Here is a 23,748-nt window from a genome sequence, read left to right as displayed (position 1 = left end):
CGCCCCTTGTGGAGAGAGGCGGGCTGGCCGGTGTTACTTGCCTGGCGCGAGGGTCAGGCGGGTCTTGCCGTAGAGGCGGTCGAAGTTTTGCGGTTGCAGCGGCAGGCTCAGGTACTGGCCCTTGAGCCAGGCGTCGATGCCGTTCAGGTAGTTCGGGCTGGCCGGGTTGCCGGACTGGCCGCTGCTGTTCATCACGCTCAGCGGTTCGCTCTGGCCGAAATCGACGATCAGCCGTAGCGCCGGAGCCTGGGTCACATTGAAGTCCTGGCCCCAGCGGTACGGCGAACTGTTCAGGGTGCTGTGATCGCCACCGGCCTGCAATGGCCCGCGAATCACCTGGCCACTGGCGTTCTTCCAGCTGTAGCTGTGCAGCTTGCCCCATTGCCAGGCCCGGCGGTCGCCACCCAGCTGGCTTTCACCGGCGCTGATGGCGGCGGCCAGGCTGCGGGCGAGGATCGCCGCCTTGTCTTCTTTCTGCGGGGTGCGGCTGTCATCCCAGAACGGGCTGTCTTCCTGGCCCAGCAGGTGGTCGGCCTGGGCCGAGTAGGACAGCGCGCCGTTGGCCACCAGGGCTTTCCAGGCCGGGCTCGACTCCGGGCCCAGTTTGTCGAGGAAGATCTGCCGGGCGCTTTCCTGCAGGAACAGCTCATAGATCGCCGCATCGGCCGACACCGGGCTAAGTTTGCCGTCGAACGCCATCAGGCGGCTGTAGGCCTCGCGGGCCTTGCTGCGCTCGGCTTCGGGCAGGGCATCGATGGCTTTCTTCAGGGGCTGCGCCATGCCGGGGGCTTCGAACATCTTCTTCAGCTTGGCGGCGAAGGGAGTGGTCTGGTCGTACTGCATGGCGATCATGCTGCGCCCGTCGTGCTTGCCGCTGCCGGCCAGCTCGGCCAGGCGTTCGCCACGCTCGGGGTAGTACCAGGAGTTGGACAGCTGCATGCCATAACCGTGGGGGATGATCCGCTGGTTGGCGGTGCCCAGCCAGCCCTGGGCCGGGTCCTGGTCATAGGGGTGGAGCATCGGGTCGGCATAACCGTCCCAGTCGTAGCGGCCTTCCCAGCCCGGCGATGGCAACAGGCCTTCGCCTTCACGGCGGTTGGGGAAGCGGCCGGTGACCTGCCAGCCGATATGGCTGGCATCGGCGAACAGCATGTTCAGGCCGATGGCGCGGATCTCGCGGCTGGCGTCGGAGGCTCGTTCCACGTTTTGCGCCCGCGTCAGGTCGAAGAACGCATCCAGGCTCTTGTCGTCCGCAAGGTTCGGCTGTTGCAGGGCCAGGCCGTAGCCGGCGTTGAGGTTGCTCGAGCTGTTGAGCAGGGCGCCATGACGGGTTTCATAGACCGCCTCGCGAATCGGCCGCTGGCCTTTGACGAAGTAGGTTTCGTTGCGCACCACGGCCGGCAGCCATTTGCCGTTGGCTTCGTAATACAGCGCATTGCCCTGGCGCTTGAGTTTTTCCAGGAACAGGTCCTGGTTGTCGCCGGCGACCGAGGTCATGCTCCAGGCCACCTTGCCGTTGAAGCCCTGGACAATCATCGGCAGGCCGGCGATCGAAGCGCCCGCGGCCTGGTACTTGGGCGCGCGGATCTGCACCAGGTTCCACGCCGGCGAGTGGCTGTCGGCGGCCAGCAGGCTTCTGCCGCTGCGGCTGCGCTGTGGCGCGATGGCCCAGTTGCTGGCGCCGGCCACGCTCAGCGGGTTGAGTTCGCCGAGCTTGCCGGCGGCGCTGCTGATTTCGCTCAGGCCCGGGACATTCAGGTTGAGACCCTTGAGTTTGTCGCTCTCGGCCAGTGGCAGTGCTTCGTCCGGGTAGCTCGGGGTCAGCCAGGCGAGCTTGTCGGCGCCGACTTTCTGCGCCAGCACCAGGGCGTTGATTTCTTCCGGCAGGTTGGCCGACTGGCTGAAGTTCAACAGGCAGAAAATCAGCGCCGAATCTTCCGGTTTCCAGTATTCGGGCTTGTAGCCGGTGGCGGCCAGGTCCGGTGGCAGCTTGTCGCGGTAGCGGAACAGGTAGGCGTTGACCCCGCGGGCGTAGACCTCGAAGAAGCGCTTGATCCGTGGGGACGAGGCCTTGTACAGCTCGCCGGCACTGTTCTTCAGGTTGACCGCGCGCATGTAGTGGTCGACGTCCAGCGCATCGGCGCCGGACATCTCGGCCAGCCGGCCCTGGGCCAGCAGGCGCAGGGTCACCATCTGGTTGATCCGGTCGCTGGCGTGCACGTAACCCAGGGCGAACAACGCATCGTGGAAGGTGTTGCTTTCGATCAGCGGCATGCCCATGGCATTGCGCCGCACCGAAACGTTCTGGGCCAGGCCCTTGAGCGGCTGCACGCCGGAGGTCGGCGGCAGGCTGTCCTGGGTGTTCCATGACTGGCAACCGGCCAGGCTGAGAACGCCGGCCACTGCCGCGGCAACGCCGAACCGGGGAAGAAAATGTGAGAAGGCTGGCGAGGCCATGGCAAAGCTCCTGCGGGGGGTAGCGTCGATAAAGGCGCTACGTTAGTGAGCAGGCGAGTGCCGCGCAAGCGGGGGTCGAGAGTATTTCTGCGTTGCCGGATAAATAGCCCGCACCGGCTGCCCGGTGGCTGCCCGAAACGGAGCAGTCATCGGGGTTTTCGGCCGGCGATGGGCTGTCGGGCCTCAGGATTTGGGTGGGTTGATACGGGCGGCGATGGCGTAGGCGCGCGCGGTCGCCGGGCGATCGAGGATGTGGTTGAACCAGCGGTGCAGGTTGGGGAAGTCTTCCAGGTTCTGGCTTTGCCACTTGTGGGACACGATCCACGGATAGATCGCCATGTCGGCAATGCTGTATTCGCTGCCAGCGACGAAATCCCGGTCCGCCAGGCGCCGGTCCAGCACCCCGTACAAGCGCGCGGTTTCATCGACGTAGCGTTTGATCGCGTAGGGGATCTTCTCCGGGGCGAACTGACTGAAATGGTGGTTCTGCCCGGCCATCGGCCCCAGGCCGCCCATCTGCCAGAACAGCCACTGCAGGGCTTCCTGGCGGCCACGCAGGTCCTTGGGCAGGAACTGCCCGGTCTTTTCCGCCAGGTACAGCAGAATCGCCCCGGACTCGAACAGCGACAGCGGGGCGCCGCCGTCGGCCGGCTGATGGTCGACGATGGCGGGGATCCGGTTGTTCGGCGCGATCTTCAGGAACTCGGGCTTGAACTGCTCGCCCTGGCCAATGTTGACCGGGTGCACGCTGTAGGGCAGGCCGGTTTCCTCGAGGAACAGGGAAATCTTGTGGCCGTTGGGGGTGGTCCAGTAATACAGATCGATCATGGAGCTCTCCAGGTAAACGAAGGACATTCTGCTACGGACAGCAAACAGCGGTATTCGGTGGTCCGGTCTACATTCGACGGCTTGCCTGTCGGGAGAGGTGATGTTGAAGTGCGTGGAATTCAATGACCCAACGTGAGAAAAGTCAGCATGGAGCTTTAGACCAATGCGGCGCTGATCCTGATCGATCAGCAACAGGGCATCCTGCATCCCCGGCTCGGGCGGCGTAACAACCCCGAGGCCGAGGAACGCATCGCCGAGTTGCTGGCTTACTGGCGCCAGACGGCGCGGCCGTTGATCCATGTGCAGCACCTGTCCCGCAGCGAGCAGTCGGTGTTCTGGCCGGGGCAGTCGGGAGTGGAATTTCAGCAGCGGTTCATGCCGCTGGGCGCTGAAGCGGTGATCCAGAAGCAAGTGCCGGATGCCTTCTGCGCCACGACCCTGGAGGCCGATTTACGCAAGGCCGGGATCGGCCAGCTGGTGATCGTCGGCGTGGCGACCCACAACTCGGTGGAGTCGACGGCGCGGACCGCCGGCAACCTGGGGTTCGATACCTGGGTGGTGGAGGATGCCTGCTACACCTTCGACAAGGCCGACTTTTTCGGCCAGGCCCACAGCGCCGAGGAGGTGCATGCCATGTCGCTGGGCAATCTGCATGGCGAGTATGCGACGGTGACCACGACCCAGCAGATCCTTCATTCGCCCTTGTAGGAGCGAGCTTGCTCGCGATCGGAACGTCTTGGCACCGCAAGGTCCGAGGCGCCTGCATCGCGAGCAAGCTTCGCTCCTACAGAAGATAAAGGCAGGGCGTTACGCCATCAGGCGCCGTGGCACTTCTTGAATTTCTTGCTGCTGCCACATGGGCAAGGGTCGTTGCGGCCGACATCTTTCAAGGCGTTGCGCACCGGCTCCTGGTGAGCATGGTTGCAATGCGGACCGTGAACATGGCCGTGGTCGTGATCGTGGTGGTCATGATCGTGGTTGCAGTCAGGGCCATGGACATGGGGTTGCTGGGTCATCGAGGTTGCTCCGGAATAAAATCGGCGGGAATTATCTCGCCTTTGCGCGCCAGGTGCACGTCATGGCCGATGAATAATCCGGTTTCCAGCAAACCGTCCAGGCGATAGGGGATCGGTTGCTGCGGTTCCTTCAGCCATTTCACCACCTGGCGTATCTGTGGCCACAGGTTGGTGCGCACGGGGACCTGGAAGTAGGCGCTGTGCTTGGGGCTGATGGTGAACCAGTGTTCATGTTCCCCCTCCGCCAGCAACACGTCGCCGAGATGAACCCGGTATTCCAGGGCGCGGACGGTCAGGTCGGCATCGTTGGGGTTGTCGACCCGAAAGTGCAGGCGCAGGCGCTGCTCCAGCAAATTAGCCTTGATCACCTCGACCTTGACCAGGTGCACCTGCGGGTCGAGGGTGTCGTCGACGAACCACGAGGCGCAACCCGAAAGCGCCAGCACCGTGAGCAGTCCGAGGGTCCGTAGTGCGCGCAGCTGAACGACCATGGGGGGTTACTCCGTTTGAACTCCCAGTCTAGGCTCTGTACGAAAAGTGGCTGCGCTCGGCCATGCTGCGTTAAAAACAGGCTCGGAATGCTCATGTAGGCCCCTACACTCCGCTTCCTCGCCTGTTTTTGCCTTGCCTGACCTTCGCTCGCCGACTTTTCGTACAGACCCATGGCAACCATGGAGCGCACGCGAGGACAGGCTCAGGGGCGGGTATTCAGCTGGCGAAGTAGCTGGCGCAGCACTTCTTGAATTTCTGCCCGCTGGCGCAGGGGCAGGCGTCGTTGCGGCCGGCCTTGAGTTGCACGGTCGGGTCGATGAAATACCAGTGCCCGCCGTTCTGCACGAAGGATGAGCGTTCGCGGTGGCTGTGTTCGCCGTGGCTGTCGTGCCAGCGCGCGGTGAAGGTGACGAAGGCGTGCTCCGGCTGGCCACCGAAGACTTCCGAGCTTTCGACTTCCAGGCCCAGCCAGGTGCTTTGCGCGCTCCAGTCGCCGATGGACTGGCGGTCCAGGCCGCTCTGTTGCGCCGGCAGCGTGGTGGCCACCAGATAATCCACCAGGCCCAGCACGTAGGCGCTGTAGCGCGAGCGCATCAGGGCCTCGGCGCAGGGCGCGGGGTGGCCGGCGTGGTAGTGGCCGCAGCAGGCATCCAGCAGGTTGCCGCTGCCGCAGGGACAAATAGAGGTACTCATTGCATTACCACCAGTACTTTCCGAAGTTTTCCGGATTCGCCCAGAACCTGGAATTGAGCCAGTCGGGCACTTGTTTGTATTCAAGCAGATCGTAGGTGAACAGGGTCAGGACCTGTTCGTCGCGCTGGAAACGTTCGCTGGCCTGCAGGGCCAGGGAGAAAAAGTCGGTCTCCTGCCAGCCGCAGGCGTTCAGGTCGGCCAGTACCGCGATGCGGCTGGCGTTGAGGTTGCGGATGCCGCCGAGCAGGTTCAGGCCGTCGCGCTTGGGCAGATGCTCCAGGCAGTCGACCGCCAGCGCCAGGTCGAAACGGCGCGCCGCCAGTTCCGCCGGCAAGGGGCCGGGCGCGGTCTGGGCAATGGCGGTTTCGGGGTGCGCCTGGCGAAACGCCTCCAGGGCCGGAAACCCGCTGGCGCCGATCAGCAGCAGCTGTTGCGGGGCGTAGCGATCGAGCAGGGCGGCCAGGGCCTGCTGGGGCGTGCGCGAAGAAATACCTGCGGTCATCGAAGTTCCTCACTCTTTGAGTGGCAAAGACTAGCCTGCCCGGACCCGCGGGCCTAGAGCCGTTTTGTCTGAAATGACAGCCGATCCCGGGTAAATCCAGGGGCAAAGCCCGCCGGCCTGATGCTGGCGGAGATTTAAAGCCAGGTCTTTACTCCCCCAATCGGTTCTAAGCCGATTCCCTCAGGAGATAACTAGATGAGCATAGTTCGGACAGCATTACCCTTGGTTCTGCTAACCAGTGTGTTGACTGGTTGCGCAGGTTTGCAGAAAACCGACTGGCCGACCTGCGCCGCTGTCGGGGGCGTCGGTGGGGCTGCGTTGGGCGCGATTGAAAGCTCGTCCTGGGCAGGCTACGGCGCCTTGCTGGGGGCTGGTGTCGCGGCCGGTTATTGCTGGGTGCACGGTGATGGCGACGAAGACGGCGATGGCGTGCCGGACAGTCGCGACAAGTGCCCAGGCACGCCTAAAGGCGTACAGGTGGACGCCAACGGTTGCCCGCCGGAGCCTGTGGCGGTGGTCGAGGAAGTGGTGGTGGTCAAGGAAGAGACCATTGTCATCCGTGATGTGCACTTCGAGTTCGATTCGGCCAGGCTGACCGCTGCCGACAAGGCCAAGCTCGACACCATCGCCACGCGCCTGAAGCAGGAAGCGCCAAGTGCGCAACTGCGGGTGACCGGGCACACCGACAGCGTGGGCAGCGATGCCTACAACCAGCGCCTCTCGGAAAAGCGCGCGCGCTCGGTGACCGAGTACCTGATCAGCGCGGGCGTACCCCGCAGCAGTTTCGTTTCGGTCGTCGGTGCCGGCGAGAGCCAGCCGGTCGCGGATAACAAGACCGCCGACGGCCGGGCGATGAACCGTCGCACGGAAATCAAAATCAACCGCTGATTGCCCGGCGTGATTGCCTGGCATGGGCGGCTTGTGCAGCCGCCCATGCGGGTCTTTACTCCTGTGTGACCGGTATGGGCCGGTGACACAGGAGCATTCATGATGAGTCTTCTCTCGCGAGCCGCCTTGCCGGTTCTACTGCTCGGCAGCCTGCTCACAGGCTGTGCTACCCACAGCGACGGCACTGCCCCCCTCAACCAGCGTACGTGGCCAATCTGCAGCCTGCTCGGCGGCCTGGTGGGCGGCGGCCTGGGCGCCATTGAAAGCGGTGGCTGGGCCGCGGGTGGCGCGGCACTCGGCCTGGTGACCGGCGGCTTGATCTGCTACGCCCAGGATGGTGACAAGGACGATGACGGCGTGTTCGACCGCCGTGACCGTTGCCCGGACACCCCGGCCAATACCCCGGTCGACAACCGCGGCTGCCCGCTGCCGCAATACCCGGTCGCACCGGCAGCCGAGCCGGCGGCGCAATCCGAGGTGATCACCCTCAGCGATCAGGGCGATGTGCTGTTTGCCTTCGACTCGGCGCAGCTGACCCCCGAAGCCCAAAACCAGCTGCAAGGGTTGCTGGCCAAGCTGCAGGGCGCCGACGTGCAGAGCATCAAGGTCATTGGTCACACCGACAGCCAGGGGACGGATGAATACAACCAGAAACTCTCCGAGCGCCGCGCCAGCAGCGTCGTCGCCTTCCTCCTGAACCAGGGCCTGACGCCGGACAAACTGACCAGCCAGGGCAAGGGCGAGAGCGAGCCGGTCGCCGATAATGACACCGAAGAAGGGCGGGCGCAGAACCGCCGGGTGGAGCTGCATATTCAACGTTGAGCACCAGGCGCTAGGGCGGCTTTGCAGGGGGCGGCGGGAGAATTTTCGCCGCCCTCTGGCTTATCCCTCGCCGAAGTCGGTACTGTGCGCGCAAAGAAAAATTCGCAAAGGGGGGCATATGAAGGTGTTTTGGGGGCTGGGCAAGCTGTTGACGCTGCTGTTCTGGTTGCTGGTGCTATTTAATCTGGTCAGCCCGCTGATCAATCCGATTCATCTGTTGCTCAATCTGGCAGGCAGCCTGTTGCTGCTGACCCACCTGATGGAGCTGCTGCTGTTCAACGGCAGCCTCAAGGGCCGTGCCCACCCTTGGCGCGATCGCCTGCAGATTCTCCTGACCGGCATTTTCCACCTGCAGACCTTCAAGGCGGCGAAGCCCGCGGAGGCCGGCCATGCGTAAGCTCTGCCTGCTCGCGGTACTGTGCAGCCCGCAGGTTTTGGCCCAGGTGGTGACAGTCGAGACCCACTCCCTGATGCGCCTGCCCAACACCACCAGCAGCCTGCAACTGGAACGCCTGGAAGTGGCCGACTACGGCACCTTGCTGATTCCGTCCACGGTCACCGAGGTCAAGGTCGGCGAGTTGCGCCTGGGGCGCGAAGCGCGGATCGCTATCGTTCCGGCTGAACAAAACCTGCAACTGGACATCGACCATGCCGATCTGGAGGCCGGCAGCCAGATCACCTCTCGCGGGGCTCCGGGGACTTATGAGAAGGCGGCCAAGCCCGGACGCAACCTGACGCTGCGCATCACCTCGCTGCAGGCCGGGGAGCTCTCGGTGGATGCGCGCGGTGGCACCGGCGCGCCGGGTTATGTCGGCCTCGATGGCGCCAACGGCGAGGAGCCGGGTTGCACCTGGGGCCAGGCCGGGCGTGGCGCCGATGGCGACAATGGCGGTGATGGCCAGCCGGGGGCGGCGGGTGCCCAGGTGCGGGTCGAGCTGCCGCGGGATTACCCGGCGGAGCAGATCAAGGTCTTAGTCGATGGTGGGGCCGGCGGTGTGGCCGGTGCGGGCGGCAAACCCGGGGCCGGTGGCAAGTCCAAAGGCTGCTTCGTCTATCGCGCCGACGGTGGCAAGAGCGGCCGTCCTGGAGCCGAAGGCCATGCAGGGCCGGCAGGCCCCGCGGGTTCGGTAACCGTGCAACGCCTGTAGGCGGTCTTCGAACAGGCGCTGCTGACTCTGACGCTATCGCGGGCAAGCCTCGCTCCTACACGATTGTGCTGTCTGTAGGCGCGAGGCTTGCCCGCGATGCTTTTTCCGGTATCGGCTTTTAGAACATCGGCCGGGCCGCCGCCACCGCCACCAGCAACAGGCCAATGATCAGATTGATCCCCACCAATTTCCGAATATTGCCCAGGGTCGTGGCCCCCGTCGGCCAGTCCTCGGCCGCCACCGCCTGACGCAGCGCTGGCAGCTGCAACGACTGGATCCGGATAAACAGCGCGGTCATCACCACATACAGGCCCATCATCACCTGCACATAACGCGGCGCGGTCTCGAAGCCGCTGAAACGCAGGTGGATCAGGCCGACGCCGCTGATCGGCAACAGCACCACCGCGACCCAGACCCAGACGAAAAACCGTGGGAACACTTCTGCCCACAGCTTCAACCGCGCCGGCCCCTCAAGTGCCACCACCGCCGCGGGGCGCAGCACCATCCAGGCGAAAAACATGCCGCCGACCCAGACCAGGGCGGCCAGGACATGCAGGGTGTAGGCAAGGGCAAAGGCTGTCATTCGGGTACTCCGTTCTGCGCGGGATGAATTAGCGGGGTATGATAGCGGCCGATCCGAACCACTGAAAATTTATCCAGCGTTTCTCGCGCCCGAAGAACCATGATCAGCAACGAACTCAAAACCACGATCCAGGGCGCCTACTCGCGTTTTCTCGAAGCCAAGAGCCTGAAACCGCGTTACGGCCAGCGCCTGATGATCGCCGAAGTGGCCAAGGTCCTGGGCGATGTCGATACCGACGACGAAGGCCGGCGTTCTGGCGACCCGGCCGTGGTGGCCGTGGAAGCGGGCACCGGTACCGGCAAGACCGTGGCCTACAGCCTGGCTGCGATCCCGACCGCCAAGGCCGCCGGCAAGCGCCTGGTGATCGCCACCGCCACCGTCGCCCTGCAGGAGCAGATCGTCTACAAGGACCTGCCCGACCTGATGCGCAACAGCGGGCTGAACTTCACCTTCTCCCTGGCCAAGGGCCGTGGCCGCTACATGTGCCTGTCCAAGCTCGACATGCTGCTGCAGGAAGGCCACGCGCAAACCGCCACCGCCCAGCTGTTCGAAGAGGAAGGCTTCAAGATCGAGGTCGACGAGGCCAGCCAGAAGCTGTTCACCAGCATGATCGAGAAGCTCGCCGGCAATAAATGGGACGGTGACCGCGACAGCTGGCCCACCGCCCTGGAAGACGCCGACTGGGCGCGCCTGACCACCGATCACAGCCAGTGCACCAACCGCCATTGCCCGAACTTCGGCCAGTGCGCCTTCTACAAGGCCCGCGAAGGCATGGGCAAGGTCGACGTGATCGTTACCAACCACGACATGGTCCTGGCCGACCTGGCCCTGGGCGGCGGCGCGGTGTTGCCGGACCCGCGCGACACCCTCTATGTGTTCGACGAAGGCCACCACCTGCCGGACAAGGCCATCGGCCACTTCGCCCACTACACCCGCCTGCGTTCCACCGCCGACTGGCTGGAGCAGACCGCCAAGAACCTCACCAAGCTGCTGGCCCAGCACCCGTTGCCGGGCGATCTGGGCAAGCTGATCGAGCAGGTGCCGGAGCTGGCGCGGGAGATCAAGACCCAGCAGCAGTTCATGTTCACCGCCTGCGAACAACTGGCCGACTTCAAGACCGGCGAAGACATGGAAGGCCGCGAGCGGCCGCGCCACCGTTTTGTCGGCGGGCTGATCCCCGACCATATGCGCGAAATGGGCATCGAGCTGAAAAAAGGCTTCTCGCGCCTGACCGACCTGTTCACCCGCCTGACCGACCTGCTCAAGGAAGGCATGGACGGCGAGGTCAATATCGGCATCGCCAGCAACCAGGCCGAAGAGTGGTACCCGCTGTTCGGCAGCCTGCTGTCCCGCGCCTCGGGCAACTGGGAACTGTGGACCGCCTTCACCACCGAAGACCCGGAAGACAACCCGCCGATGGCACGCTGGCTGACCCTGGCGGAAAGCGGCTCGCTGTTCGACATCGAGGTCAACGCCAGCCCGATCCTCGCTGCGGAGATGCTCCGTCGCAACCTGTGGAACGTGGCTTATGGCGCGCTCGTGACCTCCGCCACCCTGACCGCCCTGGGCAGCTTCGATCGCTTCCGCATGCGTGCCGGGCTGCCGAAAAAGGCCGTGACGGCGGTGGTGCCCAGCCCCTTCCATCACGCCGACGCCGGGGTGCTGCGCGTCCCCGACCTGCGCGCCGACCCACGGGATGCGCCGGCCCACACCGCGGCGATCATCCGTGACCTGCCGGAGCTGGTGGAGGGCTCGCGGGGCACCCTGGTGCTGTTCTCGTCGCGCAAGCAGATGCAAGACGTGTTCGACGGCCTCGATCGCGACTGGCGCAAGCAGGTGTTCATTCAAGGCAACCTGTCGAAGCAGGAAACCCTGAACAAGCACAAGGCGCGGGTCGATGGCGGCGATTCCAGCGTGCTGTTCGGCCTGGCCAGTTTTGCCGAGGGTGTGGACCTGCCCGGCGCCTACTGCGAGCACGTGGTGATCGCCAAGATCCCGTTCTCGGTGCCGGACGATCCGGTGGAGGCCGCGCTGGCCGAGTGGATCGAAGCCAGGGGCGGCAACCCGTTCATGGAAATCTCGGTGCCGGACGCCTCGCTCAAGCTGGTCCAGGCCTGCGGTCGCCTGCTGCGTACCGAACAGGACCGCGGCACCATCACCCTGCTGGACCGGCGCCTGGTCACCCAGCGTTATGGCAAGGCTATTCTCAATGCGTTGCCGCCGTTCCGCCGGGAAATTTCCTGAGCGCGGCCGGCCTGTGGGCCGGTCGCGTTGTCCATTGCATATCCCTCTGATTGCACACAGGCCGCTCATCGGCCGTTAAGGAGCACCAGGTCCCTATGATTCGCCGTTCGTTACCCGCTGTCTTTGCCCTGCTGTTCGCCACGCCGCTGCTCGCCGCGCCCGCGGGGCAACAGACGCTGTTCAACTTTGTCCGGCCTGCCGATGTGGTGCAGGTGGCGACAGTGGATGCCAGCCTGCCGCAAGCCAACGCGGAGCAGACAGCCGAGGGCGAAGTGCTGCGCCGGGTGACCTTCAATCCGGCGATTCAACCCAGCCTGCGCCTGACCCCGCAGACCGGTGCCTGGGACTGGTCGCAGTCCGGGGTCATGAGCCTGCGGATCCAGAGCGCGATGAACTGGGCCCTGACCCTGTACGTGAAGATCCAGAGCAATGACGGCAAGACCCTGGTCAGTCGCATCGATCTGCCGGCCGGCCCGGCGCAGACCCTGCTGGTGCCGCTGGTTGCCAGTTCGCCGCTGAGCCAGGGCATGAAGGCCGGTCCGCCGATGCCGATGACCTTCGAAGGCCAGCGCGTACTGCTGGCCAGCAGCGAAGGCGAGCTGGACCGCAGCCAGGTGGTCTCGGTGACCTTGTCCATGGATCAACCGAAAGCCGCCCAGAGCATCCTGCTCGAACGTTTCGGCGTGCAGGACGGCGAGGCGGTGGTCAAGGCGGCCTACGGTGGTCTGGTGGATGCCTACGGCCAGTCGACCCGCGCCAAATGGCCGGAAAAGATCGCCAGCGACGAGCAGCTCAAGGCCGCCGCGAACAAGGAACAACAGCAACTGAAAACCTGGCTGGCCGAACGCGAACGCGCCTCCCTGGACACCTTCGGTGGCTGGAGCAACGGGCCAGCCTTCAAGGCCAGTGGTTTCTTCCGTACCGAGAAGCGCGATGGCCGCTGGTATCTGGTGACGCCCCAGGGGCATCCGTTCTATTCCCTGGGGGTTAATGCGGTCGTGGCGGACAACAGCCAGACCTACGTCGCCGGTCGTGAGTGGATGTTCACGACACTGCCCAACGTCGGCGAGCCGCTGGCCGGTTATTACGGCGAAGGCGACAACCGCGGCGGCAATGGCGCCGACCAGGGCCGCGCCTACAACGTCGGTCGCTGGTACGACTTCTATGGCGCCAACCTGCAGCGCACCTACGGCGTGCCTTGCACCCCGGGCGAAACCAAGGCCGGCGTGGCGGATGCCGCCAAGGCCGACGCCCAAGAGGCCCAGGCCGGGCCGGGCACCGAGCCGCCAGCCGCAGCACCTTGCCCTGCTGCGGCCCTGGACCAGAAGCGCTGGGCTAGCCACACCCTGGATCGCCTGCAAGCCTGGGGTTTCAACACCATCGGCAACTGGAGCGCGCCGGCGTTGGGCCTGAATGACCGCGTGCCCTACACCTTGCCGCTGTCGATCGTCGGCGACTATGCAAGCATCAGCACCGGCACCGACTGGTGGGGTGGCATGCCCGATCCGTTCGATCCGCGTTTTGCCATGGCCACCGAGCGCGCCGTGGCCATTGCCGCCCGCGATCACCGCGACGATCCCTGGCTGATCGGCTACTTCGCCGACAACGAACTGGCCTGGGCCGGCCCCGGCGATGACCCCAAGTCGCGTTATGCCCTGGCATACGGCACGTTGCGCATGACCACCGACGTGCCGGCCAAGCGTGCGTTCCTCAAGCAATTGCGCGACAAGTACCGTAACCAGGAGGGCCTGTCGAAGGCCTGGGGCATCAACCTGACCGCCTGGGAACTGATGGAGGACCCGGGGTTCGAGCCGCCTTTGCCTAGCCCGGAACATCCGGAGATCGAAGCCGACTTCAAATACTTCCAGAAGGTCTTTGCCGACACCTACTTCAAGACCATCTCCGATTCGCTGAAGTGGCACGCGCCGAACCACCTGTTGCTGGGCGGACGCTTCGCCATCAGCACCCCCGAGGCCGTGGCGTCCTGCGCCCAGTATTGCGATGTGTTGAGTTTCAACATGTACACCCTCAAGCCACAGGACGGTTACGACTTTGCCCGGCTGAACACGCTGGACAAGCCGGTCCTGATCACCGAGTTCAACTTCGGCTCCCGGGATCGCGGCCCATTCTGGGGGGGCGTGACCGAGCTGGTGCGGGAGGAGGATCGCGGCCCGGCCTATGCCCAATTCCTCAAGCAGGCGTTGAGCGAGCCGTCGATTGTCGGCGTGCACTGGTTCCAGTACCTCGATCAACCGGTCACCGGCCGCCTGCTGGACGGCGAGAACGGCCATTTCGGCCTGGTGGGCATCACCGATGTGCCGTTCCAGGGTTTTGTCGACAGCGTGCGCAAGAGCAACCTGCAGGCCCTTGAGCAGTTGGGCAAGGAAGCCGGGAAGGCCAAGGCAGAGGCCGACAAGACCGCGGGTCATGCCGATGGTGGCAAGCCGGGCCATGATGGCAAGGGCGCAGGGCAGGGCGGCGGCCATGCGGGTGGTCATTCGGCGAATGGCCATTGATCGCTGAGCCAGGTCTTTAGGGTACGGTTTCCCTCGCGCGGGCCGGTCCGCCTCTACACTCACGTAGGGGCTGGCCGGCCCGCACTGCGTTCAATGTCCGTCGATTTCTGAACAATTCTTCCGGTGGATCGCCACCGGGCTCGCTTCTGTTCCCAAAACCCTCAAGGGCTGGAACAATGCGCACCACTTTGTAGAGCATGGTCTGGGGGAGTCACGGGTGCAGATTCAGGGTCATTACGAGCTTAAGTTCGAGGCGGTGCGCGAAGCCTTCGCGGCACTCTTCGAGGATCCCCAGGAGCGCGGCGCGGCGTTGTGCATTCAGATCGGCGGGGAAACCGTGCTCGACCTCTGGGCCGGCACCGCCGACAAGGACGGCAGCGAGGCCTGGCACAGCGATACCATCGCCAACCTGTTTTCCTGCACCAAGACCTTTACTGCGGTAACCGCCCTGCAACTGGTGGCCGAAGGCAAGTTGCAGCTGGACGCGCCGGTTGCCCGGTATTGGCCTGAATTCGCCGCGGCCGGCAAGGAAGCGATCACCCTGCGGCAGTTGCTCTGCCATCAGGCCGGGCTGCCGGCCTTGCGTGAGCTGCTGGCGCCGGAAGCGCTCTACGACTGGCAAACCATGGTCGATGCTCTCGCGGCGGAGGCTCCTTGGTGGACACCGGGCGAAGGCCACGGTTATGCGGCCATTACCTATGGCTGGCTGGTGGGTGAGCTGCTGCGGCGGGCTGACGGGCGCGGTCCCGGCGAGTCCATCGTGGCACGGGTCGCCAGGCCGCTGGGGCTGGATTTCCATGTCGGCCTGGCGGACGAGGAGTTTTACCGCGTGGCGCACATCGCCCGGGGCAAGGGCAATGTCGGCGACGCGGCCGCGCAGCGCCTGCTGCAAGTGACCATGCGCGAACCCACGGCCATGACCACCCGGGCGTTCACCAACCCGCCGTCGATCATGACCAGTACCAACAAGCCGGAATGGCGGCGCATGCAACAGCCAGCGGCCAATGGCCATGGCAATGCCCGCAGCCTGGCCGGGTTCTACAGCGGCCTGCTCGATGGCAGCCTGCTGGAAGCGGACATGCTCGAAGAGCTGACGCGCGAACACAGCGTCGGCATGGACAAGACCCTGTTGACCCAGACCCGTTTCGGCCTGGGTTGCATGCTTGATCAGCCGCAGGTGGCCAACGCGACCTTCGGTCTCGGCCCACGCGCCTTCGGCCATCCGGGAGCGGGTGGCTCCATCGGTTTTGCCGATCCTGAGTACGATGTGGCCTTCGGTTTTGTCACCAATACCCTGGGTCCGTACGTGCTGATGGATCCAAGAGCGCAGAAGTTAGTGAGGGTTCTGTCGGATTGTCTGTAAAAAAGTTGCTGTCAGGATTTTTTTTGCCTAAACATGAGTAAAAGCATCAGCAAGGAACCCTGTGGCTTTTATACTTTCAAAGCGTCTGTTTGTACGGTTCGTAGAGACCGTAATTTTTGATCTCATTTTGTGGATATCCCATGTCGTCGAACAAGTCTTTAGCCTTGGCTCTTTGCCTCACTGTCACCGGTTGTGCACAAACTCCACAAAATGACGTAGAAGGTGGGCATTGGTGGTCTTTCGGTTCCGATAAGACCGCCAGCAAGGAAGCGGTGCAACCGGCAGCAAAAGCAGCTGCCAACGAGGTTTCCGCGGCCAAGTCCGCCGCCACATCCACCGCCAAGTCCGCGACCGCTCCTGCCGCAGCCAAGGTCGAAACCGCAACCGCTTCCGTCGCTGCTCCGGCCGCCAAGGCCGAGACCACCAACTGGTGGTGGCCGTTCCCTTCCAAGGACACGAGCAAAGACGCAGTCAAAGAGCCAGTAGCCGACGCCAAAGCCAAGGCGGATGCCGCGACCGCGGCTCCGAAGGTCGCCAAGACCGAGACCGGCAACTGGTGGTGGCCGTTCAATCAGCAGCCCAAGTCTCCGACCAAGGCAGATGTGAAAGACATCCCGATGCCGGATCCAAAAATCACCCAGGCCTGGCTGGACGACTACGAGCCGCGCCTGCGTGAAGCCATCAAGGACAGCCGCCTGCAACTGGAGCGTCGCGAGAACACCCTGGTGGTGATCGCCCCGGTCGACGGTTCGTTCAACCCGGATCGCCCGGCCATGTTGCTGCCGGTCACCCTGAGCCCGTTCACCCGCGTGGCCAAGGCCGTGGGTACCGACGCCAAGACTTCCGTGCTGGTACTGGGCCATGCCGACACCACCGGTGCCGCGGCGGTCAACCAGAAGCTGAGCCGTGACCGTGCGCAGTCCGTCGCCGCGATTTTCAGCCTCACTGGCCTGAAGCGCGATCGCCTGATGCTGCGCGGCATGGGTTCGGTAATGCCTCGTGCGGCCAACGACAGCGCCGAAGGGCGTGCGCTGAACCGTCGCGTGGAAATCATCGTCACCCAGCGCAGCACCATGCTGGCCCTGCTGAGCAAGTACAACCAGCCGACTCCGTCCGAGGCTGAACTGGTTGCCGTACAGGATGTGAAACCAGTCGTTCCTGCTGCTTCCTCGAAGAAAGCCGTCGCGAAGAAAGCCGCTCCGGCGAAAAAAGCCCCAGCCAAGAAGCCTGTAGCGAAGAAAGAAACCGCCAAGAAGACCACCACTGCCAAGGCTCCGGCCAAGGCCGCGACCGAACAGGCGAAGAACTGATTCATCAGGCATCGGGCAAAAGGAACCTGCAATGACCCAGGGACTGGCGGACATGCGCCGCGACTACACCCGTGACGGACTGACCGAAGCCCAGGCTCCGGTCGAGCCCTTCACTTTGTTTCACCGATGGTTCGCGGAGGCGGTGAAAACCGAGCAGCCGCCGGTCGAGGCCAACGCCATGACCCTGGCGACCGTTGACGAAGAGGGGCGCCCCCATTGCCGCATCCTGCTGCTCAAGGGGCTGGATGCGCAGGGGTTCACCTTTTTCACCAATTACGACAGCGCCAAGGGACAGCAACTGGCCGCACGGCCTTTTGCCGCCATGACCTTCTTCTGGCCGGCCCTGGAGCGTCAGGTGCGTATCGAGGGGCGGGTGGTCAAGGTCACCGCCGAGGAGTCCGATGCCTACTTCCAGGTCCGCCCGCTGGGCAGCCGCCTGGGCGCCTGGGCATCGCCGCAGAGCCAGGTGATCGCCGATCGCCAGGAGCTGGAAGCCTTGCTCAAGAACACCGAGGAGCGCTTCAGCGATACCCAGCCCCATTGCCCCGAGCACTGGGGTGGTTATCGCCTGTTACCGGAGCGCATCGAGTTCTGGCAAGGTCGCGCCAGCCGTTTGCACGATCGCCTGAACTACCGCCTGCAAGGTGCCGACTGGGTGCGTGAGCGCCTGGCTCCCTGAACCAGAAACCAGGTCATTCGCCGGGATAACCGGCCGCGGCGGCTTCTAGCCACTGTGGCAGGTCCCGGCGTTTTACTTTCTGGCGATGGGCATTCGCCAGCTGTTGCAGCATGAAGGATTTCTTCTTCTCGTCCCCGCCGGCCAGCGACAGCGCCAGGTCCCGGTCCATCCAGCGCTTGATCCGCACATACAGCCACCAATGGAAGTACAGGCCGGCAACGGTGGTCACGACAATGATGAAGTAATCCATGGAAAATCCTTTGGCCGGTGGCGCAACTCGGGAAATAAGCGCTACCGTGTGAAGAGTTTTTATATTCAAGCAGTCTGTACTGCTGCTGAATGGAACACATTTTATCCGGGCGACGCCGTGACAGGCGTCAAGCTGCGGAGTTTAATGATTATCTGTCCTTTGGAGTTGATCCTATGCGTAAGTCTGTTTTGCTGGTTGCTTCCTTTTCCACGATGGCCATGTTGCTCACCGGTTGCCAATCCAATCTGTCCGGTGACTCTTACTCCCGTGACGAGGCGCGTCGCGTACAGACCGTTCGCATGGGCACCATCGAATCCCTGCGTCCGGTGAAAATCGAAGGCACCAAGACCCCGATCGGCGGCCTCGCCGGTGCAGCGGTCGGCGGCGTTGGCGGCAGCGCCATCGGCGGCGGCAAAGGCAGCATCGTGGCGGCGGTCATCGGTGCAGTGGCAGGCGGCCTGATCGGTTCCGCCACCGAGGAAGGCCTGACCCGTACCCAGGGCGTGGAAATCACCGTGCGTGAAGACGACGGCAGCATGCGTGCCTATGTACAACAGGTTGAACAAAACGAAGTGTTCCGCGTTGGCGAGCGCGTACGCATCATGAGCGTCAACGGCACCAGCCGTGTCGCCCACTAAGCGTTAACCGCGACAAAACAAAACCCCGGCCAGGCAACTGGTCGGGGTTTTGTGTTTTCAGCCCTGGCAACGCCGGCGGTTATGCCGGCAGTTGTGGGTTCTTGCGGCTGGCCGCGGCCGTCACCGCGTAGCCAATCAGGGCGGCGAAGAGCGAGCCGGTGAGGATGCCCATGCGGTCCATGCCGGCGTATTCGCTGCTGCCGGGCACAAAGGCCAGGGAACCCACGAACAGGCTCATGGTGAAGCCGATCCCGCAGAGGATCGCCACGCCCAGCACCTGGCCCCAGTTGGCGCCGGCGGGGAGGGCGGCCAGCCCCATCTTCACCGCCAGCCAGGTCAGGCCGAATACGCCGACGGTCTTGCCCAGCAGCAGGCCGATGGCGATGCCCATGGGCACATAGTGGGTGAAGCTTTCCACGGTGATGCCCTGCAGCGACAGGCCGGCATTGGCGAAGGCGAACAGCGGCAGGATGCCGTAGGCGACCCACGGATGCAGTGCATGTTCCAGGCTCAGCAGCGGCGAAGGCTCGGCATTGCGGGTGCGCAGCGGGATGCAGAACGCCAGGGTCACGCCGGCCAGGGTCGCGTGGACGCCACTCTTGAGCACGCAGACCCAGAGGATCAGGCCGATGATCAGGTACGGCCCGAGCTTGACCACCCCCAGGCGATTCATCGCCACCAGCGCCACCAGGCAGGCAGCCGCGAGTACCAGCGACAGGGTCGACAGGGCGCCGGAGTAGAAAATCGCGATGACGATGATGGCCCCCAGGTCGTCGATGATCGCCAGCGTCATCAGGAACAGCTTCAGCGACACCGGAACCCGCTTGCCCAGCAGGGCCAGCACGCCGAGGGCGAAGGCGATGTCGGTGGCCATGGGGATCGCCCAGCCGCTGAGCGCGGGTGGATTGTCCTTGTTGAGGAACCAGTAGATCAGTGCCGGCACCACCATGCCGCCGATGGCGGCGGCGCCTGGCAGGACGATCTGCGAAGGCTTAGACAGGTGGCCGTCGAGGACCTCGCGCTTGACCTCCAGGCCGATCAGCAGGAAGAACATGGCCATCAGGCCGTCATTGATCCACAGCAGCAGCGGCTTGGCGATTTTCAGGGCGCCGATCTGGGCGACCACGGGTGTGTCCAGCAGGCCGTTGTACAGCCAGGACAGCGGTGAGTTGTTGATGATCAGGGCAAGCACGGCAGCGGCAATCAATAACAGACCGCTGGCAGCTTCCAACTGAAAGAAACGCGTGAAAGTGCTACGCAGAGGCAAGGTCGCTCTCCATCAGAAAACTAAAAAGGTGGCACACCCTAACCCGTACTGTTAGTTGTTAAAACAAAAGTTATATTCTTTTTTGTTATATACAGCAGGGCAGCGGTCTGCTGGAAAACCAGCCTAGCAGTTGTGTATCCAATTGATTCAAAACTGTACCTGTGAGCGACCGGGGATGTTTCCTAACATGTCCGGCCCCAGCCCGACGGGCCGGGGACTTTTGCCTGTTGCAGCGCCCGATTTTCCTTGTGCCTGGATCGCCTATGCTGGGTGCACTTCATCTTTCTGCGTCCATGTGGCGTTCGAGCCAACGAGAAAACACCATGAGCGACAACCGTCAGTGGGCCCGCGAGGCCATCCGGATCATCGAAGCCGACTTCCAGCGCAGCGCCGACACCCACCTGATCCCCTTGCCTCTGCCGGGCCTGCCGGGCATCGAGCTGTATTTCAAGGACGAGTCCAGCCATCCCACCGGCAGCCTCAAGCATCGCCTGGCGCGTTCGTTGTTCCTTTATGCGCTGTGTAACGGCTGGCTCAAGCCCGGGGCGCCGGTGATCGAGGCATCCAGTGGTTCGACGGCGATTTCCGAGGCCTATTTCGCGCGCCTGCTGGGCTTGCCGTTCATTGCGGTGATGCCGGCCACCACGTCCCAGGAAAAGATCGCGCAGATCGCCTTCTACGGCGGCAAGAGCCATCTGGTGCAGGACCCGACGCAGATCTACGCCGAGTCGGAGCGCCTGGCCCGGGAGGGCGGCGGGCATTTCATGGACCAGTTCACCTACGCCGAGCGCGCCACCGATTGGCGGGCGAACAACAACATCGCCGAGTCGATCTTCCAGCAGCTGCGCTTCGAGCGTTACCCGGAGCCCAAATGGCTGATCTCCAGCCCGGGCACCGGCGGCACCACCGCCACCCTGGGGCGTTATGTGCGGTATCGCCAGCATTGCACCCGGGTACTCTGCGCCGACGCCGAGCGTTCGGTGTTCTTCGATTACTACCAGAGCGGTGATGCCAGCCTGCGCCTGGATTGCGGTTCGCGCATCGAAGGGATCGGCCGGCCACGGGTCGAGGCGTCGTTCCTGCCCAAGGTGATCGATGCGATGGTCAAGGTGCCGGATGCCCTGTCGCTGGCGGCCATGCATTACCTGGCGCAGCGCCTGGGGCGGCGGGTGGGCGGTTCCAGCGGTACCAACCTGATCGGCGCACTGATGGCGGCGCAGCAGATGAAACAGGCCGGGGAGAGTGGCTCGATCGTCGCCATCCTGTGTGACGGTGGCGAGCGTTATGCGACCACTTATTACGATCAGGCCTGGCTGGCCGCTCAGGGCTACGAATTGAGTGAGTTGATCGAGAGCGTGGCGGCGAGTGTGGAGCGTGGCGAGGCGTTGCCAGCCAGCGTATTGCGCGCCGGCATCTGAGCGTGCAAGCCCGCCCTTGTAGGAGCGAGCTTGCTCGCGAAAAACGTCAAGACAACGCGGTGTGTCAGACGCTCCGCGTTATCGTTGGCCTCCATCGCGAGCAAGCTCGCTCCTACAGAGGGGCTCTACCCCTAGAGGCTTACGCCTCGATCCCGAGGATATTGCGCGCCACGGCTTCGGCGATGCGGATCCCGTCGACTCCCGCCGACAGAATGCCGCCGGCATAACCGGCGCCTTCACCGGCCGGGTACAGGCCTTTCACGTTCAGGCTCTGCATCGATTCGTCGCGGGTAATGCGCAGCGGCGACGAGGTGCGGGTCTCGATCCCGGTCAGCACCGCGTCGTGCAGGGAGTAACCCTTGATCTGCCGCTCGAAGGCCGGCAGCGCTTCGCGGATCGCCTCGATGGCGAAGTCCGGCAGGGCCAGGGCCAGGTCACCCAGGGCGACGCCCGGCTTGTAGGACGGCTCGACGCTGCCCAGGGCGGTGGACGGCTTGCCAGCGATAAAGTCGCCGACCAGTTGCGCCGGGGCTTCGTAGTTGCTGCCACCGAGCACGAAGGCGTGGGATTCCAGGCGTTCCTGCAGTTCGATACCGGCCAGCGGGCCGCCCGGGTAATCCACTTCCGGGGTGATGCCGACCACGATGCCGGAGTTGGCGTTGCGCTCGTTGCGCGAGTACTGGCTCATGCCGTTGGTGACCACGCGGTTCGGCTCGGAGGTCGCCGCCACCACGGTGCCGCCCGGGCACATGCAGAAGCTGTAGACCGAACGGCCGTTCTTCGCGTGGTGCACCAGCTTGTAGTCGGCGGCGCCGAGCTTCGGGTGACCGGCGTACTTGCCCAGGCGTGCGCTGTCGATCAATGACTGCGGGTGTTCGATGCGGAAACCCACGGAGAACGGCTTGGCCTCCATGTACACGCCACGGCCGTGGAGCATGCGGAAGGTGTCGCGGGCGCTGTGGCCGAGGGCCAGGATCACGTGTTTCGAGTGAATCTGTTCGCCGCTGTTGAGCTCGACGCCGACCAGCTGGCCGTCTTCGATCAGCACGTCGGTCACCCGTTGCTCGAAACGCACTTCACCGCCCAGGGCGATGATCTGCTGGCGCATGTTCTCGACCACGCCGGTCAGGCGGAAGGTGCCGATGTGCGGCTTGCTGACGTAGAGGATCTCTTCGGGCGCGCCGGCCTTGACGAACTCATGCAGGACCTTGCGGCCGTGGTGTTTCGGGTCCTTGATCTGGCTGTACAGCTTGCCGTCGGAGAAGGTCCCCGCGCCGCCTTCGCCGAATTGCACGTTGGATTCCGGGTTGAGCACGCTTTTGCGCCACAGGCCCCAGGTGTCCTTGGTGCGCTGGCGCACTTCCTTGCCGCGCTCGAGGATGATCGGCTTGAAACCCATCTGCGCCAGCAGCAGGCCGGCGAAAATCCCGCAGGGGCCGAAACCCACCACGATCGGGCGCTGCGCCAGGTCGGCGGGCGCCTGGCCGACGACCTTGTAGCTGACATCCGGCGCCGGGTTGACGTTACGGTCGTCGGCGAACTTGTGCAGCAGCCTGGCCTCGTCGCGCACGTTCAGATCGAGGGTATAGATGAAGCACAGCTCGGACGACTTCTTGCGCGCGTCGTAGCTGCGCTTGAACAGGGTGAAGTCGAGCAGGTCCTCGCTGGCGATGCCCAGGCGCTGCAGGATGGCAGGGCGCAGGTCTTCATCGGGATGGTCGATCGGCAGCTTGAGTTCGGTGATTCGTAACATGACAGGGTCCGGTTCGCGGGACGCACCAATGCGTCAGGGCGGTTTTACAAACCGGCGATTATAAGCCGCAAAGTCCGGACCCCGTGAGGTTAAAACGGTTGCCCGTCGCCTCAGTCGCTGCGCGAGCCGCCGAAATAGGCGCAACCGCGCTGGACCTGGCCATCGACTCGCAGTTCCGCGGTCAGGTGCTGCACGCTGCCGGTCTTGCTGTCCACGCAGCGCTGCGGCGCGACCCAGAGTTCGACGTGGCGGTTGTTGGCTTCGCTGCTGAGGTTGAAACGGCCGTCGCCCAGTTGCTCTTCCAGGTAGGGCAGCGCCAGCGCCGGCTGGCCGGCGCGTTCGATGCGCATGCCCTTGGCGCTGACGTCGACGTTCCAGTCCGGAGCCTTGCCGCTGGCTCGCAGGATCAGGCGCGGGAAGTCGGGATCGCTGCAGGCGTCGTTCGAGCGTTCGACGCGGTACAGCTGGCTCAGCGCCACTTCACTGTCGGCGCCGCCGGACTTGCTCGGGGAGAAATGCCCGCGCAGGTCGGCGAACAGCGTGCCCTGCTGGTCGGCCAGGCTGGCGGCTTCCTGGAGGATGCTGGTACCGCCGTTGTCCTTGACCACATAACGCTGCTCGCCGACGCAGGGCTTGAACAGCAACTGGCCGTCGGCGGCGGTCAGCGTGCCCTGCATGCGGGTCTGGCCGGCCTGGGACTGCGTCCGGGACTGGCCATCGAACACCGACAGCATCTGGCAACCGGCAAACAGGGGGAGCAGGGCAATACAAACAAGGGAACGGGCGGCACGCATCGTCGGGTCTCCAATCAAGTGCCGCCACGTTACGCAGCCTGACCGTTCATCACAACCCTGGATCCATTTACGTCTCTGTAGGAAGGC

At 64.2% G+C, this 23,748-nt stretch carries 23 protein-coding genes; 12 read left to right on the top strand and 11 right to left on the bottom strand.

Annotated elements, in window-relative coordinates:
• Positions 1–33: 33 nt before the first annotated feature.
• Positions 34–2,457: a penicillin acylase family protein gene (locus tag BM019_RS06040; RefSeq protein ID WP_092417838.1), complete on the bottom strand. Its 2,424-nt coding sequence runs from the start codon at positions 2,455–2,457 to the stop codon at positions 34–36.
• Positions 2,458–2,640: 183 nt separating this feature from the next.
• Positions 2,641–3,285 carry a glutathione binding-like protein gene (locus tag BM019_RS06035; RefSeq protein ID WP_092417837.1) on the bottom strand — a complete coding sequence of 215 codons (645 nt, stop codon included), beginning with the start codon at positions 3,283–3,285 and terminating at the stop codon, positions 2,641–2,643.
• Between the two features lie 171 nt (positions 3,286–3,456).
• Here BM019_RS06035 and BM019_RS06030 point away from each other — a divergent pair, with 171 nt between their 5' ends.
• The gene (locus BM019_RS06030; RefSeq protein WP_239691053.1) at positions 3,457–3,993 is read left to right on the top strand and encodes a cysteine hydrolase family protein; all 537 of its coding nucleotides are present in this window, start codon (positions 3,457–3,459) and stop codon (positions 3,991–3,993) included.
• A gap of 107 nt (positions 3,994–4,100) precedes the next feature.
• Here BM019_RS06030 and BM019_RS06025 read toward each other — a convergent pair whose 3' ends face one another.
• The 4 genes from BM019_RS06025 to BM019_RS06010 form a co-directional block, all read right to left on the bottom strand.
• Positions 4,101–4,301: an SEC-C metal-binding domain-containing protein gene (locus tag BM019_RS06025; protein WP_007923047.1), complete on the bottom strand. Its 201-nt coding sequence runs from the start codon at positions 4,299–4,301 to the stop codon at positions 4,101–4,103.
• Entirely contained in the window at positions 4,298–4,792 is a 495-nt protein-coding gene (locus BM019_RS06020; protein ID WP_016702040.1) for an LEA/WHy family protein, read from the bottom strand. Before BM019_RS06020 ends, BM019_RS06025 begins: the two co-directional genes overlap by 4 nt.
• A gap of 217 nt (positions 4,793–5,009) precedes the next feature.
• Positions 5,010–5,486, bottom strand: a complete 477-nt coding sequence (locus BM019_RS06015) for a YchJ family protein (protein ID WP_092417836.1) — start codon at positions 5,484–5,486, stop codon at positions 5,010–5,012.
• A 4-nt stretch (positions 5,487–5,490) separates the two neighbouring features.
• Complete coding sequence (locus tag BM019_RS06010) at positions 5,491–5,988, bottom strand: DUF6231 family protein (protein ID WP_009042468.1); 498 nt, start codon at positions 5,986–5,988, stop codon at positions 5,491–5,493.
• A gap of 195 nt (positions 5,989–6,183) precedes the next feature.
• Here BM019_RS06010 and BM019_RS06005 point away from each other — a divergent pair, with 195 nt between their 5' ends.
• From BM019_RS06005 to BM019_RS05990, 4 genes are all read left to right on the top strand, one after another.
• Positions 6,184–6,876 (top strand): PA1041 family peptidoglycan-binding anchor lipoprotein, encoded by a 693-nt coding sequence (locus BM019_RS06005; RefSeq protein ID WP_062823485.1) that lies wholly within the window; start codon positions 6,184–6,186, stop codon positions 6,874–6,876.
• A gap of 102 nt (positions 6,877–6,978) precedes the next feature.
• A complete protein-coding gene (locus tag BM019_RS06000) occupies positions 6,979–7,698 on the top strand; it encodes a PA1041 family peptidoglycan-binding anchor lipoprotein (RefSeq protein ID WP_009042469.1) in 720 nt (239 codons plus the stop codon).
• A 118-nt stretch (positions 7,699–7,816) separates the two neighbouring features.
• On the top strand, positions 7,817–8,095 hold the full coding sequence (locus BM019_RS05995) for a DUF1145 domain-containing protein (protein ID WP_007923058.1): 279 nt from the start codon (positions 7,817–7,819) through the stop codon (positions 8,093–8,095).
• Entirely contained in the window at positions 8,088–8,846 is a 759-nt protein-coding gene (locus BM019_RS05990) for a hypothetical protein (RefSeq protein WP_092417835.1), read from the top strand. Before BM019_RS05995 ends, BM019_RS05990 begins: the two co-directional genes overlap by 8 nt.
• Positions 8,847–8,964: 118 nt before the next feature.
• On the opposite strand, the gene BM019_RS05985 is transcribed toward BM019_RS05990, so the two are convergent.
• Positions 8,965–9,429 carry a CopD family protein gene (locus tag BM019_RS05985; protein WP_007923061.1) on the bottom strand — a complete coding sequence of 155 codons (465 nt, stop codon included), beginning with the start codon at positions 9,427–9,429 and terminating at the stop codon, positions 8,965–8,967.
• A 99-nt stretch (positions 9,430–9,528) separates the two neighbouring features.
• Here BM019_RS05985 and dinG point away from each other — a divergent pair, with 99 nt between their 5' ends.
• The 5 genes from dinG to pdxH all read left to right on the top strand — a co-directional run bounded on the left by dinG (position 9,529) and on the right by pdxH (position 17,541).
• The gene (gene dinG / locus BM019_RS05980) at positions 9,529–11,673 is read left to right on the top strand and encodes an ATP-dependent DNA helicase DinG (RefSeq protein WP_062823481.1); all 2,145 of its coding nucleotides are present in this window, start codon (positions 9,529–9,531) and stop codon (positions 11,671–11,673) included.
• 95 nt (positions 11,674–11,768) lie between these two features.
• Positions 11,769–14,189, top strand: a complete 2,421-nt coding sequence (locus BM019_RS05975; RefSeq protein WP_092417834.1) for a beta-galactosidase — start codon at positions 11,769–11,771, stop codon at positions 14,187–14,189.
• Positions 14,190–14,406: 217 nt separating this feature from the next.
• Entirely contained in the window at positions 14,407–15,552 is a 1,146-nt protein-coding gene (locus BM019_RS05970) for an EstA family serine hydrolase (RefSeq protein WP_009042473.1), read from the top strand.
• 140 nt (positions 15,553–15,692) lie between these two features.
• Positions 15,693–16,862 (top strand): OmpA family protein, encoded by a 1,170-nt coding sequence (locus BM019_RS05965; RefSeq protein WP_085529999.1) that lies wholly within the window; start codon positions 15,693–15,695, stop codon positions 16,860–16,862.
• Between the two features lie 31 nt (positions 16,863–16,893).
• Positions 16,894–17,541 carry a pyridoxamine 5'-phosphate oxidase gene (gene pdxH / locus BM019_RS05960; protein WP_007923081.1) on the top strand — a complete coding sequence of 216 codons (648 nt, stop codon included), beginning with the start codon at positions 16,894–16,896 and terminating at the stop codon, positions 17,539–17,541.
• Positions 17,542–17,554: 13 nt separating this feature from the next.
• Here pdxH and BM019_RS05955 read toward each other — a convergent pair whose 3' ends face one another.
• Complete coding sequence (locus tag BM019_RS05955) at positions 17,555–17,791, bottom strand: hypothetical protein (protein ID WP_009047374.1); 237 nt, start codon at positions 17,789–17,791, stop codon at positions 17,555–17,557.
• 173 nt (positions 17,792–17,964) lie between these two features.
• Here BM019_RS05955 and BM019_RS05950 point away from each other — a divergent pair, with 173 nt between their 5' ends.
• A complete protein-coding gene (locus tag BM019_RS05950; RefSeq protein WP_007923357.1) occupies positions 17,965–18,429 on the top strand; it encodes an outer membrane lipoprotein in 465 nt (154 codons plus the stop codon).
• Positions 18,430–18,508: 79 nt separating this feature from the next.
• On the opposite strand, the gene nhaA is transcribed toward BM019_RS05950, so the two are convergent.
• The gene (gene nhaA / locus BM019_RS05945) at positions 18,509–19,696 is read right to left on the bottom strand and encodes a Na+/H+ antiporter NhaA (RefSeq protein WP_009042476.1); all 1,188 of its coding nucleotides are present in this window, start codon (positions 19,694–19,696) and stop codon (positions 18,509–18,511) included.
• 323 nt (positions 19,697–20,019) lie between these two features.
• Here nhaA and BM019_RS05940 point away from each other — a divergent pair, with 323 nt between their 5' ends.
• Positions 20,020–21,114 carry a PLP-dependent cysteine synthase family protein gene (locus BM019_RS05940; RefSeq protein WP_009042477.1) on the top strand — a complete coding sequence of 365 codons (1,095 nt, stop codon included), beginning with the start codon at positions 20,020–20,022 and terminating at the stop codon, positions 21,112–21,114.
• A gap of 139 nt (positions 21,115–21,253) precedes the next feature.
• Here the strand turns inward: BM019_RS05940 and BM019_RS05930 are convergent, their stop codons facing one another.
• Together BM019_RS05930 and BM019_RS05925 are read right to left on the bottom strand one after the other, a co-directional pair.
• Entirely contained in the window at positions 21,254–22,867 is a 1,614-nt protein-coding gene (locus BM019_RS05930; RefSeq protein ID WP_009042478.1) for an NAD(P)/FAD-dependent oxidoreductase, read from the bottom strand.
• A 110-nt stretch (positions 22,868–22,977) separates the two neighbouring features.
• The gene (locus BM019_RS05925) at positions 22,978–23,661 is read right to left on the bottom strand and encodes a COG3650 family protein (RefSeq protein WP_009042479.1); all 684 of its coding nucleotides are present in this window, start codon (positions 23,659–23,661) and stop codon (positions 22,978–22,980) included.
• Between the last annotated feature and the right edge of the window lie 87 nt (positions 23,662–23,748).

It is taken from the genome of Pseudomonas sp. NFPP07, from assembly GCF_900115645.1.
GTDB lineage: Bacteria > Pseudomonadota > Gammaproteobacteria > Pseudomonadales > Pseudomonadaceae > Aquipseudomonas > Aquipseudomonas chlororaphis.
Note: the sequence above shows the minus strand (reverse complement) of the source record. Positions and strands in the feature narration are given on the sequence as shown.

Excerpts from the sequence above, each read along its gene's own strand:
- BM019_RS06040 (WP_092417838.1), bottom strand. The coding sequence starts at position 2,457 with ATGGCCTCGCCAGCCTTCTCACATTTTCTTCCCCGGTTCGGCGTTGCC.
- BM019_RS06035 (WP_092417837.1), bottom strand. The coding sequence starts at position 3,285 with ATGATCGATCTGTATTACTGGACCACCCCCAACGGCCACAAGATTTCC.
- BM019_RS06025 (WP_007923047.1), bottom strand. The coding sequence starts at position 4,301 with ATGACCCAGCAACCCCATGTCCATGGCCCTGACTGCAACCACGATCAT.
- BM019_RS06020 (WP_016702040.1), bottom strand. The coding sequence starts at position 4,792 with ATGGTCGTTCAGCTGCGCGCACTACGGACCCTCGGACTGCTCACGGTG.
- BM019_RS06015 (WP_092417836.1), bottom strand. The coding sequence starts at position 5,486 with ATGAGTACCTCTATTTGTCCCTGCGGCAGCGGCAACCTGCTGGATGCC.
- BM019_RS06010 (WP_009042468.1), bottom strand. The coding sequence starts at position 5,988 with ATGACCGCAGGTATTTCTTCGCGCACGCCCCAGCAGGCCCTGGCCGCC.
- BM019_RS06005 (WP_062823485.1), top strand. The coding sequence starts at position 6,184 with ATGAGCATAGTTCGGACAGCATTACCCTTGGTTCTGCTAACCAGTGTG.
- BM019_RS06000 (WP_009042469.1), top strand. The coding sequence starts at position 6,979 with ATGAGTCTTCTCTCGCGAGCCGCCTTGCCGGTTCTACTGCTCGGCAGC.
- BM019_RS05995 (WP_007923058.1), top strand. The coding sequence starts at position 7,817 with ATGAAGGTGTTTTGGGGGCTGGGCAAGCTGTTGACGCTGCTGTTCTGG.
- BM019_RS05990 (WP_092417835.1), top strand. The coding sequence starts at position 8,088 with ATGCGTAAGCTCTGCCTGCTCGCGGTACTGTGCAGCCCGCAGGTTTTG.
- BM019_RS05985 (WP_007923061.1), bottom strand. The coding sequence starts at position 9,429 with ATGACAGCCTTTGCCCTTGCCTACACCCTGCATGTCCTGGCCGCCCTG.
- dinG (WP_062823481.1), top strand. The coding sequence starts at position 9,529 with ATGATCAGCAACGAACTCAAAACCACGATCCAGGGCGCCTACTCGCGT.
- BM019_RS05975 (WP_092417834.1), top strand. The coding sequence starts at position 11,769 with ATGATTCGCCGTTCGTTACCCGCTGTCTTTGCCCTGCTGTTCGCCACG.
- BM019_RS05965 (WP_085529999.1), top strand. The coding sequence starts at position 15,693 with ATGTCGTCGAACAAGTCTTTAGCCTTGGCTCTTTGCCTCACTGTCACC.
- pdxH (WP_007923081.1), top strand. The coding sequence starts at position 16,894 with ATGACCCAGGGACTGGCGGACATGCGCCGCGACTACACCCGTGACGGA.
- BM019_RS05955 (WP_009047374.1), bottom strand. The coding sequence starts at position 17,791 with ATGGATTACTTCATCATTGTCGTGACCACCGTTGCCGGCCTGTACTTC.
- BM019_RS05950 (WP_007923357.1), top strand. The coding sequence starts at position 17,965 with ATGCGTAAGTCTGTTTTGCTGGTTGCTTCCTTTTCCACGATGGCCATG.
- BM019_RS05940 (WP_009042477.1), top strand. The coding sequence starts at position 20,020 with ATGAGCGACAACCGTCAGTGGGCCCGCGAGGCCATCCGGATCATCGAA.
- BM019_RS05930 (WP_009042478.1), bottom strand. The coding sequence starts at position 22,867 with ATGTTACGAATCACCGAACTCAAGCTGCCGATCGACCATCCCGATGAA.
- BM019_RS05925 (WP_009042479.1), bottom strand. The coding sequence starts at position 23,661 with ATGCGTGCCGCCCGTTCCCTTGTTTGTATTGCCCTGCTCCCCCTGTTT.